This is a genomic window from Streptosporangium sp. CA-115845, assembly GCF_050943795.1.
In the GTDB taxonomy this organism is placed as follows: Bacteria; Actinomycetota; Actinomycetes; order Streptosporangiales; family Streptosporangiaceae; genus Streptosporangium.
The window spans coordinates 5940705-5955086 of the sequence record NZ_CP191988.1 but is presented as its reverse complement, the minus strand read 5'-3'; the positions used below and the strand labels follow the sequence as shown (position 1 = coordinate 5955086).

The 14382-nt window shown below is 69.7% G+C and carries 7 protein-coding genes; 5 read left to right on the top strand and 2 right to left on the bottom strand.

Translation table 11 applies throughout. From position 1 onward, the window contains the following. Nucleotides 1-58: 58 nt before the first annotated feature. Nucleotides 59-2092 (bottom strand): carbohydrate-binding module family 20 domain-containing protein, encoded by a 2034-nt coding sequence (locus ACQP0P_RS29075; RefSeq protein WP_433360249.1) that lies wholly within the window; start codon nt 2090-2092, stop codon nt 59-61. Nucleotides 2093-2184: 92 nt separating this feature from the next. Next, complete coding sequence (pulA, locus tag ACQP0P_RS29070; protein ID WP_433360246.1) at nt 2185-8049, bottom strand: pullulanase-type alpha-1,6-glucosidase; 5865 nt, start codon at nt 8047-8049, stop codon at nt 2185-2187. Nucleotides 8050-8418: 369 nt separating this feature from the next. Between pulA and ACQP0P_RS29065 the strand changes: the two genes are divergently transcribed. The 5 genes from ACQP0P_RS29065 (at nt 8419) to ACQP0P_RS29045 (ending at nt 14281) form a co-directional block, all read left to right on the top strand. Continuing rightward, nucleotides 8419-9711: an extracellular solute-binding protein gene (locus ACQP0P_RS29065; protein WP_433360243.1), complete on the top strand. Its 1293-nt coding sequence runs from the start codon at nt 8419-8421 to the stop codon at nt 9709-9711. 77 nt (nt 9712-9788) lie between these two features. Beyond that, complete coding sequence (locus tag ACQP0P_RS29060; protein ID WP_433360240.1) at nt 9789-10691, top strand: carbohydrate ABC transporter permease; 903 nt, start codon at nt 9789-9791, stop codon at nt 10689-10691. Then, on the top strand, nt 10688-11572 hold the full coding sequence (locus ACQP0P_RS29055; protein ID WP_433360237.1) for a sugar ABC transporter permease: 885 nt from the start codon (nt 10688-10690) through the stop codon (nt 11570-11572). The genes ACQP0P_RS29060 and ACQP0P_RS29055 overlap by 4 nt, the downstream gene beginning before the upstream one ends. A 50-nt stretch (nt 11573-11622) precedes the next feature. Beyond that, the gene (locus ACQP0P_RS29050) at nt 11623-13239 is read left to right on the top strand and encodes a glycoside hydrolase family 13 protein (RefSeq protein WP_433360235.1); all 1617 of its coding nucleotides are present in this window, start codon (nt 11623-11625) and stop codon (nt 13237-13239) included. Then, complete coding sequence (locus tag ACQP0P_RS29045; protein ID WP_433382165.1) at nt 13229-14281, top strand: LacI family DNA-binding transcriptional regulator; 1053 nt, start codon at nt 13229-13231, stop codon at nt 14279-14281. The genes ACQP0P_RS29050 and ACQP0P_RS29045 overlap by 11 nt, the downstream gene beginning before the upstream one ends. The last annotated feature ends 101 nt before the right edge of the window (nt 14282-14382 follow it).

Here is a 14382-nt window from a genome sequence, read left to right as displayed (position 1 = left end):
GGGGAACCTCGGGCGTCGGCGGACGCCCGGGGCGGATGGGCCGGATACGGCCCGGAGGTCAGCGCCAGGTGTCGTTGCGCGTCGCGGTGCCGCTCGCCGGGGTGGTGAAGGACCGGTTGGGGTCGCTCTCCCACGTCACCGAGCCGTCGGAATTCTTCTTGATGTACTTGTAGGAGACCGCAGTGTTGGCCGGCAGGTTGGCCGTGACCTTCCAGACCGGGTAGCCGGCCGAGGAGAGCGCCACCGCGTTGGCGGGGTTCCAGCCGCCCAGCTCGGCGATGTCGCCGACCACGAAGACGTTCTGGCCGTAGGAGGTCGTCACGTTCGCGTTGAAGGAGGTGGCGACCTTACCGGGGTTCACCGTCGGGGTGGGGCTGGGTTCGGGGCCGCAGGGGGAGGTGGCGTTGGCGGTCACCACGCCGTTCTTGACCGTGCTCACCCCGCGGCCGATGGTGTAGTCGGCGCCGCCGTTGCTGTCCCAGGTGCCGGAGCCGTTGTTGAAGGCGGCCTTGAGCCCGGTGGCGGTGCCGAGGTCGACGGTCTTCTTCTTCCAGCCGGCGCAGGCGGTCTCGTTCATGGGGACGCCGGGGACGGTGGTCCAGGCGCCGCCGGTGGGCTGGTAGTGGATGTTGGCGTTCGCCCAGGTGGTGGAGTAGTAGACGGTCGCGTCACCGGGCGGCGGGTCGGTGGGCCTGACGCCGCCGGTGTGGATGGCGACCGCGCTCTTGCCGGGGACGGTCACCGAGGCGGAGCCGTTCGAGCCGACGGTCACCGTGCCGCCGCCCACGTCGTTGGCGTAGGTTCCGGCGGGCAGGCCGGTGGAGAAGGTACGGGTGACGCTGCCGCTCTCGTTGTTGATCGCGACCCAGCCCCTGTCGCCGCGGCTGAAGGCGATCACGTTGTTGCCGTTGTCGTACCAGTTGCCGACCGAGGTGCCGGCGACGGCGCGGTTGAAGCCGACCATCCCGCTCATCTGGCGGTGGAAGCAGGTCCACTGGCCGTTGCCGCAGTCGACGTCGGTGACGAAGCCGCCGCCTGCGGACGGCGGGCCGCCCTCGCTGTTGCCCCAGGTGAACCCGGAGTAAACGCGCTGCGTGCCGTACGGCCAGGCGAGCATGAAGACGTTGGCCAGCTTGTAGGCGTCGCCGTACTTGTAGTTCATGGTCGAGCCGTTACGCTCGGTGTCGTGGTTGTCGATGAAGACCACGGCCTTGTCGCTGGGCACCGACAGCCCCCAGCTCTGCCCGAAGCTCTGCAGGTTCTTGATCTGCCCGGAGAACTGCTCCTTGAGCTTGCGCCCGTACACGAACTCGTGCACGTCGCCGATCCCGGTGTACTGGCTCGGCGTGATCGCCTCGTTGTCGCCCTGGATGACCTCCTGGTGGATGTAGGGCGAGCTGGTCAGCTTGCCCTTGATCGCGGCCAGGTCGCCAGGGTTGATGTGCTTGGCGGCGTCGATGCGGAAGCCGTCCACGCCCAGGGAGGTCAGCTTGTTGAGGTAGCCGGCGATCTGGTTGCGGACGTACTCGGAGCCGGTGTTGAGGTCGGACAGGCCGACCAGCTCGCAGTTCTGCACCCGCCAGCCGTCGTTGTTGTAGTCGGAGTTGTTGATTCCGCAGACGGGGGAGTGGAAGTCGGCGGAGGAGTAGAGCCCCGGGTAGTCGTACTTGCCGAAGCCGTAGCCGCCGTAGCTGGTGCTGCCCTGGCCGGTCATGTGGTTGATGACGGCGTCGGCGTGCACCTTGACGCCCGCCGCGTGGCAGGCGTTCACCATGTTCCTGAACGCGTTCTCGTCACCGAACTTGCTGGTGAGGGTGTAGCGGGCGGGCTGGTAGATGTCCCACCAGACCGAGCCGCCCTTGGACATCGAGTCACTCGGCGGGGAGACCTGCACGGCGGAGTAGCCGGCCGGGCCGAGGACGTCGGTGCACTCCCTGGCGACGGAGTTCCAGTTCCAGTTCCACAGCTTGACGATCGGGCCGGGGGTGGGCGGTGCCGCCTGGGCGGGGGCGCTCAGCACGGCGGGCACCACGACCGCGGCGCTTGCCAGCGCGCTTAACGCCGTGGCAACGATGACTCTGTAGGGTTTCATGAGTGGGGGCCTCCAGGATCGATGGACGGGTTCCCTGGCCGGGCCGGGTGCTGCAACACCTGGCCCGGCCGTCTTTCCGGGGTATGCGGGGGTCAGGGCTGGACGAAGACGGCGACCGTGCGTGCCGGGACCGTCAGCGTGCCCGTGGCGGGGTCGAACGTCGACTGCTTCACGACGGCGTCGTCGCCGGCCGTCTGGACGGGGTGGAGCGTCACCTGGGTGCCCTTCAGCGCGGCGACGCTCTGCGGCCGCGTCTCGGAGGTCGCGTTGAAGACGACGGTGATCGACTTCCAGCGCGGGTCGATCCCCGAGGCGTCCAGGTGCATGGTCACGACACCCGGGGTCTCCGAGGTGCCGCTGGTCGGGAAGGTCAGGCGCTTCTGCACCTCGGCCAGGCCGGCGAGACCGAAGGCCGGGGAGGACGAGCGGATCTTCAGCAGCTCGCCGTAGCGGGCGCGGGCCGCGCCGATCGCCGCGCAGTCCGGCTTCAGCGCCGGGTCGGCGAGCAGCGGCCTGGCGTACTGCCACTTGTCCTCGTTGTCGGCCTTCGGGGGGAGCCCGGCGCCGAAGCCGTTGCCCGCCGAGCAGTCCCAGAGCAGCCGGTTGAACCAGTCGCCGGAGTCGTAGGAGTTGCGGTCCAGCGACTTGGATCGGAGCCGCTCGCTGCCGGCGTGCACGAACGAGGTGCCCTGTCCGAGCACGGCCGTGGCCAGCGAGAGCGACTGCATGCGCACCCGGTCGGCCATGGTGGTGGCCTGCGGCAGCTTGTAGGCCAGCGCGTCGAACAGCGTCTCGTTGTCGTGGGCGTCGACGTAGGTGACGACCTCGCCCGGCGAGGCGGTGTATCCGGCGGGGGAGCCGTTGTAGTCGACCTGCGAGCCCTTGACCTCCTTGCCGTTCGAGGCGGTGAAGGTGTAGTCGCGGAGGTTGCCGGCCAGCCCGACCTTGATCAGGTCCTGGTAGCCGAGCAGCCGGGCCCGCTGCTGCGCCTCGTCGCCGTTGGCGGGCGAGGCGTTGGGCGCCCCGGCCAGTCCCGAGCCGAAGCCCTGGACCCGCGGGTCGGGGTCGAACGGGCTGCCGCCGCGGACCGCGTCACGGAGCCGGTCGTTGAAGGTGCCGATCCCGGTGCCCGCCATGTTGGCCTGGGTGGCCTGCTCGAAGCGGGCGTTGTCGGCGACCTCGCCGAAGTTCCAGCCCTCCCCGTACAGGATGATCGACTTCCCGTCCACGCCGTCGCGGGCCACGGTCAGCCGGTCCAGGGCGGCGCGGACCGCGAGCATGTTCGTCTTGGGGTGGTGGCCCATCAGGTCGAACCTGAAGCCGTCCACCTTGTACTCGCGGGCCCAGGTGACGACGGAGTCGACGACGAGCCTGCCCATCATGGCGTGCTCGGGCGCGGTGTTGGCGCAGCAGGTGGAGCTGGCCACGGTGCCGTCGTCGAGCAACCGGTGGTAGTAGCCGGGCACGATCCGGTCGAGCACCGAGGTGGGGTCCTGGCCGGCGGCGTGGGTGTGGTTGTAGACCACGTCCATCACCACCCGCAGCCCCGCCCCGTTCAGCCCGCCGACCATGCTCCGGAACTCCCTGATCCGCGAGGACCCCTCGGGGTCGGCGGCGTAGGAACCCTCGGGCACCGTGTAGTGCAACGGGTCGTAGCCCCAGTTGAAGGAGTCTCCTGCCGCGGTGCGCGCGACGCAGGCCTGCTGCTCCTCGGAGTCGGGGGGCATCGAGGCCAGGTCGCAGCCGGGCTCGGTCCGCTCGGCCCTGCGCTCGGGGACCGTCGCGATGTCGAAGACGGGCAGCAGGTGCACGTGGGTCAGGCCGTCCCTGGCCAGCCCGCGCAGCTCCTTCATCCCCGCCGAGTCGCCGGTGAAGGCCGAGTAGGTGCCGCGCCTGGCGGCCGGGACCGTGGTGTCGGAGGCGGAGAAGTCCCGCACGTGCAGCTCGTAGATCGACGCCTTCTCCTGCGGCACCGCCCTGGGCTTGGCCAGTGACGACCAGCCGTCGGGCCGCAGGGAGCGGTCGGACAGGTCGACGAGCTGGCTGCGGCCCGAGCCGGCGGCCAGCGACAGGCTGTAGGGGTCGGTCACCTCGTTGGTGACGATCCTGCCCTCGGCGGGCGCGTAGACCGTGACCAGGAAGGTGTAGTAGCGGTTCTTCCAGCCCTGCTGCCCGCGGACCGACCAGATGCCGGTGCCGTCGTCACGCCGCATGGCGTGGACGGTACGGGCCCCGCCGGAGGGGTCGCGGTAGAGCGCCAGCTCGACCTTGCGCGCCGTCGGCGCCCAGACCGACAGACCGGGCGTGCCACCGCTCCACGAGGGGCCGAGGCCGGCGGTCGCCGCCTTGGCGTGCAGGTCGTCGAGTACGCCGGGCAACTGCACGCCGGTGGCGGCCAGCAGCGCGCCCGAGGCGTCGCGCTCGACGGCCACGACCTGGCCGCGCAGCGCCTTCCCGACGAGGTCGGCGTCGCGCGGGTCGATCGTGAACGCGGCGTGCCCGGCCAGGTGCGGCCACTTCGCCCGCTGCGCCTCGGTGAGCGCTCCGGGAAGCAGACGGATGATCCGGATGTCGCCGGTCAGCTCGCCCTTGGCATAGGTGATGTCGCCCTTCTCGGAGAAGGCCAGGGAGTGCCGGAGCGAGGACGACGGCTCGACCTTCCACACCACGGTGCCGCGGTCGATCCAGTGCGCCGCGGACTTCGACAGGTCGGCGTCCGCGCCGCGGGCCGCCGGCTGTGGCAGCAGGTGACCCTCGGTGGCCGCGATCCGCCAGGCCTCGTGGCCGGTCGCGGTGAGGTCCAGCGACTGATTGTCGGGAAGATCCTTCTCGTCACCCTTGTGGATGATGTAGCTCACGTTCTTGGCCCCCTCGGTCAGGGGGACGCGGAAATGGACGCCGAAGGCGTCTTCGCCCGCGGGCTGGAGCGGGGTGGCCCACTCGGTGGGCTGGGCCACGTCACCCCACAGGTGCAGTCCCCAGCCTTCATATTTCCCGTCGGGACGGTGGTAGTGCAGGATCGCCACGTTCTCGGCCGCGGCCCGGGTCGGGTGGACCTTCGCCACGCCCGAGACGACGGCGGCCTCCGGCTGGAGTGCCGGGGTGAACGACTGGTCGGGGCCCGGGTCCTTGGTGTCGCCCTTGTGGATGATGAAGTTCACCGGCGTCGAGGCGTTCTTCAGCGGGACCTTCCAGAACGCGCCGTAGGAGTCGGTGCCGTCCGGCGGGCGCGGGGTGGCCCACTCGGTGGGCACTCCGTCGGCGAGCCCGTCGCCCCACAGGTGCAGGCCCCAGCCGTCGTAGTTCTTGTCCGGCCGGCTGTAGCGGATCGTCGTGTGGCCCTGGGCGGCCGCGCGGGACAGGTGCGTCTCCGCGTTCCCCTCCGCGAGCCAGACCTCACCGTTCCTGGTGGGGTTGACGACCCGGTCGCCGCCGTCCTTCTCGTCACCCCTGTGGGCGATGATCCCGACGTTGGACGCGCCGGGCTTGAGCTTGATCCAGGCGAAACGGCCGTAGGCGTCCTCACCGGTGAGCTTGAGCGGCTCGGCCCATTCCGTGGGGTTCTCGACGTCGCCCCAGACGTGCAGGCCCCAGCCGTCGTAGTTCTCGCGCTGGTAGTGCACGACCAGCCAGTCGCGCCTGACCGCGCCCGGCTCCTCGGGGGCCGGCTCGGCGCCGACGGTCGCGGTCGCGCTCGCCGAGGCGAAGCGGCCCGCGGAGTCCTTCACCACCGCCTTGTAGGAGATCTTCGTGCCCGCCGCGATGCCGCGCAGGTCGTGGAAGACCCGGAAGGTACGGCCCGCGGGGGAGGCATTCGGCGCGTCGTCGGTGCCGATCACCCGCCAGGCGTCCTCGCCGACCTTGGCGGCGAAGGTGACCTGGTCGAAGCCACCTCCCGGTACGGTCGCGGTGACCGGGATCCGGCTGTCCTCGGCGGTGCCCCTGATCTCGGCTCCCGGCAGGGCGATGGAGACGGCCGGGGCCGCGGCCGGGGCGGTGAGCTTCGCGGACGCCTTGTAGACCACCGCCGACAGGGCGGGGACGGTGAGCGCGAGCTTCGTGTCCGAGCCGGTGGTGAGCGCGGCGGCGCCCTCCCCGTACACCCGGGTGAAGGCGGCGCCCGCGGAGAAGGTGGGCACGCTCGCGTTCGCCGGCTGTTCGGCGTTGTTGACCGCCACGACGTACTCGACCTGCCGCGCGGCGTCGATCCTGGAGAAGGCGTAGACGCCGCCTGAGGCGAGCCGCTCGATCTGGGCGCCGTCGGCCAGGGCCGGGTGGGCGTCGCGTAGCGCGGCCAGGGCGGAGATGCCCCGGTACAGCGGGTGGGTGGGGACGAAGTTGTCGCGAGCGTGGGTCGCGTCGGTGCCGATCAGGTCGTCGCTCAGGTAGCTCTCGGTCTTCGAGGCGAACATGGACGCGCGGGCGTCCTGGTCGCCGCCCTTGCCGGTGAAGCCCTGCTCGTCTCCGTAGTAGACGACCGGCTGGCCCCGGGTGAGGTACATCAGCTCGTGGGCGAGCAGGTCCCTGCGGAGCAGCTCGGAGTCGGGCGCGCCGGGGTTGTCCTGGGAGATGAAACGGCCGATGCGGCCCATGTCGTGGTTGCCGAGGAAGGTCGGCAGCGACGCGGCGTTGCTGTCGGCGTCGGTGTGGTGGTCGTCGCCGGCGTACAGCTGGGCCAGCCGCGCCGCGCCCGCCGTGCCGCCGCTGAAGGAGCGGGCGGCCTCCTGGAACGGGAAGTCCAGGGTGGCGTTCATCTGGCCCCGGGTGGAGTAGCGGCTGGTGAAGGCGGGCTCGCTGGAGTAGACCTCGCCGAACATGAAGAACCGCTTGTTGCCGTGCTGGGCCGCGTAGCCGCGCAGGGCCGGGGAGAACCTCTCCCAGAACTCCATGTTCACGTGCTTGGCGGTGTCGACGCGGAAGCCGTCGAGGCCGGTCTCGCGCACCCATGTCTGGTAGACGTCCGTCATGCCCCTGACGACCTCGGGACGCTCGGTCCACAGGTCGTCGAGGCCGAAGAAATCGCCGTACTGGTCGTTCTCACCACCGCTGAAGGTGGAGTCGCCCCGGTTGTGGTACATCGTCGGGTCGTTCAGCCAGGACGGGGTCTTGGCCTTCTTGGGAGCGACCGGGGTGTACGGGAACGAACCGGTGTCCACCTTGGGGAAGGTGTTCCTGCCCGCGTAGGCCCGGTCGTCGAACGGCACGCCGTCGGTGTCGACGTAGGGGTAGGCACCCTTGGGCCGATAGGAGTAGGTCTTCTCCGCGTAGTCGATCACATCGGCCGTGTGGTTGGTGATGATGTCGAAGAAGACCTTCATCCCGCGCCGGTGCGCCTCGCGCACCAGCTCCTTCATCTGGGCGTTGCTGCCCAGGTGCGGGTCGATCCTGGTGAAGTCGGTGATCCAGTAGCCGTGGTAGCCGGCCGAGACGTTCGCGCCGGTGCCCTGCACTGGGCGGTTGACGAACGCCGGAGTGATCCAGATCGCGGTGCTGCCCAGGTTCTTGATGTAGTCGAGCCTGCCGAGCAGCCCCTTGAGGTCGCCGCCCTGGTAGAAGCCCTTGTGGGCCGGGTCGAAACCGGTGCTGAGCCGGTCGCCGGACAGGCCGCCCCGGTCGTTGCCGGTGTCGCCGTTGGCGAACCTGTCGGTCATCGCGAAGTAGAAGCGCTCGCGGCTCAGGTCGGCGCGGAGCGCGTCGCGGGCCAGGTCCCGGTCCGAGGGCTCGGCGGTACGGCTCAGCGCGGAGACCACGGGCTCGGCGGGGCGTTTTGAGACGGGGGCCGAGACAGGGGCCGAGACGGAGGCCGGGGCGGAGGCCGCGGACCCGGAGGTACCGGTGGCGGAGGCGGCGGCGGGGAGGGGGGTGGCGGCGAGGGGGGTGACGATCAGGGCCGCCGCGAGCGCGGCGCCCCTCAGGAAGGTGCTTCTCGCGCGCCGTGGGGGGAGTGGCCAGACCACGGGGGGCCTCCACGGGAGTTGTTTCGAGGGTGTTGCCCGGAAGTTACTCACTGGAATTGCTCTATGCAATCCCTTGCGGCAATTTTCTGAATTTGAGAAAACCCGGAGGAGGCCGTAGCAGGCCAGCGAGGGGATAAAAGTGTACAAATAGTACTTTTTGCCACCCGGAGGGTGATGGCGCCTCCGTCGCGGTCTCCGGCCCGAGGTCTCTTGCCTCCCGGTTTTGGAGTACTTTGTAACGACTTTGCAGACTCTTGCAGAAAGTTCTTCCAATGGGGTTCACGTCGGCGTAACGTCCGGCGTACTCCAGACCCGGCCGGGCGGCTTCCCCAGCCCCTGGCCGGCCCCCTTGAACCTGAGGAGAAACACATGCGGCGAGCCTTCTCGGCTGCGACGATCGTCGCGGCCCTCGCCCTGGCGGTCTCCGCCTGCGGTGGCGGTGACGCCGGCACGGCGGCCCCCGCCCAGCCCGCGGCGACGGACCCGTCGAAGATCAGCGGCGAGATCACCTGGTGGGACACCGTCCGGCCGGACAGCGAGGGTCCGACGTTCCAGGCGCTCATCAAGGAGTTCCAGGCGAAATATCCGAACATCAAGGTCAAGTACGTCAACGTCCCCTCGGACCAGGCGCAGAACCAGTTCCAGACCGCGGCGCAGGCGGGCACGGGGGCCCCGGACGTCATCCGCTCGGAGGTCGCCTGGACCTCCCAGTTCGCCTCCCTGGGCTACCTGCAGCCGCTGGACGGCAGCCGCGCCGTGGAGAACGAGTCCGACTTCCTGGCCGGTCCGCTGAGCAGCACCAAGTACAACGGCAAGACGTACGCGGTCCCGCAGGTCACCGACACCCTCGCGCTCATCTACAACAAGCGGCTCCTGGCGGAGGCCGGCCACGAGAAGGCCCCCGCCACCGTCGAGGAGCTCAAGCAGGCCGCGCTCGACGTCAAGGAGAAGACCGGGGTCAACGGCCTCGCGCTCAACGTCGACTCCTACTTCCTGCTGCCCTTCATGTACGGCGAGGGCGGTGACCTCCTCGATGTGCAGAGCAAGAAGATCACCGTCAACTCCCCGGCCAACGTGAAGGCGATGGCCTCGGTGGCCGACCTGGTCACCTCCGGAGCCGCGCCCAAGCCCGCGATCCAGGACAGCTACGCCAACGCGATGACCGCCCTCAAGGACGGCAAGGCCGCGATGATCTACAACGGCCCGTGGGCGCTGTCGGAGATCTACCAGGGCAAGGAGTTCAAGGACAAGGAGAACCTGGGCATCGCCCCCGTCCCGGCGGGTTCGGTCAAGGCCGGCGCCCCCACCGGCGGCTGGAACCTGGCGATCTACGCCGGTTCCAAGAACATTGACGCCTCCTACGAGTTCGTCCGCTTCATGAGCACCCCGGAGGCCCAGGCCAAGGTCGCCAAGGAGATCAGCCTCCTGCCGACCCGCGTCTCCGCCTATGACAACCCCGACGTGCAGGCCAACAAGGACGTCGCCGTCTTCAAGCCCATCATGGAGACCGCGACCGCGCGGCCGTGGATCCCCGAGGGCGGCCAGCTCTTCCAGCCGCTCCTTGAGGGCTACCAGTCGTTGGTCGGCGGCAAGACGACCCCCGAGGACATGCTCAAGAAGGTGGACGACCAGTACCGCGGCATCTTCAAGGACTGGAGCTGATCCGTGGCGCTCTCGACTGGACGTGTGAACAGCACGGCCAGGGCCGCCACCAGGGCACCGGCCCGTTCCGGCGAGCGGTGGGCAGGCACTGGTACGCCTGGGCCATGGTCGCCCCGGTGATCCTGGTCACCGGCCTGCTGATCGGCTGGCCGCTGGCCCGAGGCGTCTACCTGTCCCTGACCGACGCGACCGAGGCCAACATCGGCCGCACGATCGGCGTCAACGTCATCCCCTCGACCTACGAGTTCGTCGGGCTCGACAACTACATCGCGATCCTGACCAGCGGCCTGTTCTGGGAGAAGCTGACCTGGACCGTCGTGTGGACCGTCGCCTGCGTCTCGCTCCACTACGGCCTGGGCCTGGGCCTGGCGCTGCTGCTCAACCGCAGGGTCAAGTTCCGCTCGGCCTACCGGCTGCTGCTCATCCTGCCGTGGGCGATCCCCGGGTTCGTCTCCGCGTTCATCTGGCGCTACCTCTACAACAGCGACTTCGGCGTGATCAACGCGATGCTCAAGGCCGCCGGCCTCGGCGCGGTCGGCTGGCTCGACGACCCGACCACGGCGAAGATCGCGGTCATCGCGGTCAACGTCTGGATGGGCGTGCCGTTCATGATGGTCGCCGTGCTGGGCGGGCTCCAGTCGATCCCCGGTGAGCTCTACGAGGCGGCGGAGGTGGACGGCGCAACCCCCTGGCAGCGCTTCCGCTTCATCACCCTCCCCGGCCTGCGCACCGTGTCGAGCACCGTCGTCCTGCTGGGCACGATCTGGACCTTCAACATGTTCCCGGTGATCTACCTGATCAGCGGGGGAGGGCCGGGCAGCTCCACCGAGATCCTGGTCACCTACGCCTTCCGTGAGGCGTTCACCGGGGTCCGCAACTACTCCAACTCCGCGGCCTGGGGAGTCATCGTCCTGCTGCTCCTCGTCGTGCTGGCCGTGGTCTACCGGCGCTCGCTGCGCAAGCAAGGGGAGGTCTGGTGAGCACCGTCACCACCACCACCGGTGCGGCCCGTGCCGGGCGTGCCCGCAGCCGCGGGGAACGCAGCACGGGAAAGTCGATCCTGCTGCACGGGACCCTGCTCGCCGCGGTCGCCGTCTCGCTGTTCCCGATCGTCTGGCTGGTCCTGACCTCGCTCAAGCCGCGCGACGGCTGGCTCTCCAGCGAGCTGGAGATCTTCAACCAGCCCTCGCTGGACAACTACGTCCGAGTGCTGACCGAGACGCAGTTCCCGACCTGGCTGCTCAACTCGGTGATCGTCGCCGGGCTGACCACGGTCATCGGCGTCTTCCTGGCCTCGACGACCGGGTACGCGATCAGCCGCTTCCGCTTCCCTGGCCACCGCGGGGTGATGTGGACGCTGCTGGTCACCCAGATGTTCCCGGTGGCGATCCTGATCGTCCCGCTCTACAACCTGATGGCGGGCCTCGGGCTGCTCAACCAGATCGCCGGGCTGGTCATCGCCTACATGACCGTGGCGGTGCCGTTCTGCGCGTGGATGATGAAGAGCTACTTCGACTCCATTCCGCGCGAGATCGACCAGGCCGGAATGGTCGACGGCCTGACCCCGTTCGGCACGTTCTGGCGGGTCATCCTGCCGCTGGCCAGGCCCAGCCTGGCGGTCACCGCCTTCTACTCCTTCATGACCGCCTGGGGCGAGGTGGCCTACGCCACCGTGTTCATGTCGCAGGAGGAGAAGCGCACGCTCGGCATCGGCCTTCAGCAGTTCGTCGGCCAGCACTGGTCCGACTGGGGCCTGCTCACCGCCTCGGCGGTGCTGATCGCGGTGCCCGCGGCGATCGTCTTCCTGCTCGTCCAGCGACACCTGGTCGCCGGGCTTACCGCCGGTGCCACGAAGTCGTAACACCACCGTGCTATCACGTCCTGACATGTCACCTGATCGGGGGATTTAACATGACCGAGCTTGTCTACGCGGACCGTGCTGCCGGGACCGCCACCCGATGGTGGCGCGACGCGGTTATCTACCAGGTCTACGTGCGCAGCTTCGCCGACGGCAACGGCGACGGTGTGGGTGACCTGCTCGGCGCGCGCGGCAGGCTCCCGTACCTGGCGGACCTCGGGGTCGACGCGATCTGGCTCACCCCGTTCTTCACCTCGCCGATGGCCGACTTCGGCTACGACGTGGCCGACTACCGGGACGTGGACCCGATCTTCGGCTCGCTGGACGACGCCAGGGCGCTGATCGACGACGCGCACGACCATGGCCTGCGGATCATCGTGGACGTGGTGCCCAACCACACCTCCGACCAGCACGTCTGGTTCGCGGAGGCGGTGGCGGCGGGTCCGGGAGCCCCCGCGCGTGAGCGTTACATCTTCCGCCAGGGCCGGGGCGCGGCCGGAGAGCTGCCGCCCAACGACTGGGAGTCGGTCTTCGGCGGCTCCGCGTGGACCCGGCTGCCGGACGGCGAGTGGTACCTCCACCTGTTCGCACCCGAGCAGCCCGACCTGAACTGGGAGAACCCCGAGGTTCACGCGGAGTTCGAGTCGATCCTGCGGTTCTGGCTCGACCTGGGGGTCGACGGCTTCCGTATCGACGTCGCCCACGGCATGGTCAAGGCCGAAGGACTGCCCGACATCGGGCACAGTGACCAGATCCGGATGATCGGCGCCGACGTGGTGCCGTTCTTCGACCAGGACGGCGTGCACGAGATCCACCGCGCCTGGCGCAGGCTGCTCGACTCCTACCCCGGGGAGCGGATCGGCGTCGCCGAGGCGTGGGCACCGTCCCCGCAGCGGCTGGCCAACTACGTCCGCCCCGACGAACTGCACCAGGCGTTCAACTTCCACTTCCTCAACACCCCCTGGGAGGCGGAGGGGTTCCGGGCGGTCATCGAGGAGTCGCTGGCGACCGCCGGGCTGGTCGGCGCGCCCAGCACCTGGGTGCTCTCCAACCACGACGTCAAGCGCCACCTCACCCGGTACGGCGGCGGCGAGGTTGGCCTGCGCCGCTCCCGCGCCGCGGCCCTGCTGACGCTCTCCCTGCCCGGTTCGGCCTACGTCTACCAGGGTGAGGAGCTCGGCCTTCCCGAGGTCCTCGACCTGCCCGAGGAGTTCCTGCGCGACCCGCAGCGGCTCCGCAACCCCAACGACGGCCGTGACGGCTGCCGGGTGCCGCTCCCCTGGTCCGACGGCGAGCCGCACTTCGGCTTCAGCCTGTCGGGCGTCAACGGGACGTGGCTCCCCATACCGTCCTCCTGGGGCCCGCTCAGCGTCGAGTCCCAGCTGGAGGAGCCGCTCTCCACGCTGAACCTGTACCGCGACGCGCTCCGGATCAGGCGCGAGCGGAGGGCCTTCGGTGACACTCCGCTGGCCTGGCTCGACTCCCCGGAGGGAACGCTGGCCTTCACCCGCGACGCCGGCTTCACCTGCACCGTCAACCTCACCGGCGCCCCGGTGGAGCTGCCCGCTCCCGGGCGGGTCCTGCTGGCCAGTGCCGAGCCGGTCGTCCAGGGCGGCGTCGCGTGCCTCGCACCCGACTCCGCCGTCTGGTGGCAACGTGATGACGCCTAGTGCCGTCGGCCCGCTCGGCAACGGCACCGCCCGGCTGACCGACATCGCCGCGCAGGCCGGGGTCAGCGAGGCAACGGTCAGCCGGGTGCTCAACGGCAAGCCGGGGGTCTCCGGCGTCACCCGGCGCTCGGTGCTGGCCGCGCTGGACGTCATGGGGTACGAGCGTCCGCAGCGGTTGCGCCAGCGCAGCAACGGGCTGATCGGCCTGGTCACCCCGGAACTGGACAACCCGATCTTCCCGGCGTTCGCCCAGGCGTTCGAGAAGACATTGACCCAGTACGGTTACACCCCGGTGCTCTGCACCCAGCTGCCCGGCGGCGCGGTCGAGGACGAGTTCACCGAGCTGCTCGTGGAGCGCGGGGTCAGCGGCATCATCTTCGTCTCCGGGCTGCACGCCGACGTCACCGCGCGTTCGGACCGCTACACCCAGCTGATCGGGCAGGGCGTGCCCATCGTCCTGCTCAACGGGCACGCCGCCGACGTCCCCGCCCCCTTCATCTCACCCGACGACCGGGCCGCGGCGCGGCTGGCCGTTCAGCACCTGGTCGACCTGGGACACGAGCGGATCGGCCTGGCCGTCGGCCCCAGCCGGTTCGTGCCGGTGATCAGGAAGATCGAGGGGTACCGGCGGGCGATGGCGCAGCTGCTGGGGGCGACGGAGGTCGACGAGCTGATCTCGCATTCGTTGTTCTCCGTGGAGGGCGGGCAGGCGGCGGGGGCGCAACTGCTTGAGCGCGGTTGCACGGGGATCGTGTGCGCGTCGGACCTGATGGCGCTGGGGGCGATCCGGGCCTGCCGGGACCGGGGGCTCTCGGTGCCGGGGGAGGTGTCGGTGGTGGGGTTCGACGACTCGCCGCTGATCGCGTTCACCGACCCGCCGCTGACCACCGTGCGCCAGCCGGTCCAGTCGATGGTGACCGCCGCCGTCCACACCCTGCTGGAGGCCGTCGCAGGCACACCGGGACAGCACTCCGAACTGATCTTCCAGCCCGAGTTCATCGTCAGGGGATCGACGGGATCCGGCCCCAAGGTGCTCCGGTGACGACCTTTCTCCCCTGATCCCTCCCCGTCGCTCGAATCCACCCCTTCCCCTCTCATCAAGGGGACCGGCATCACCGCCGGTCCCTCTCCCCGGCATGTGCA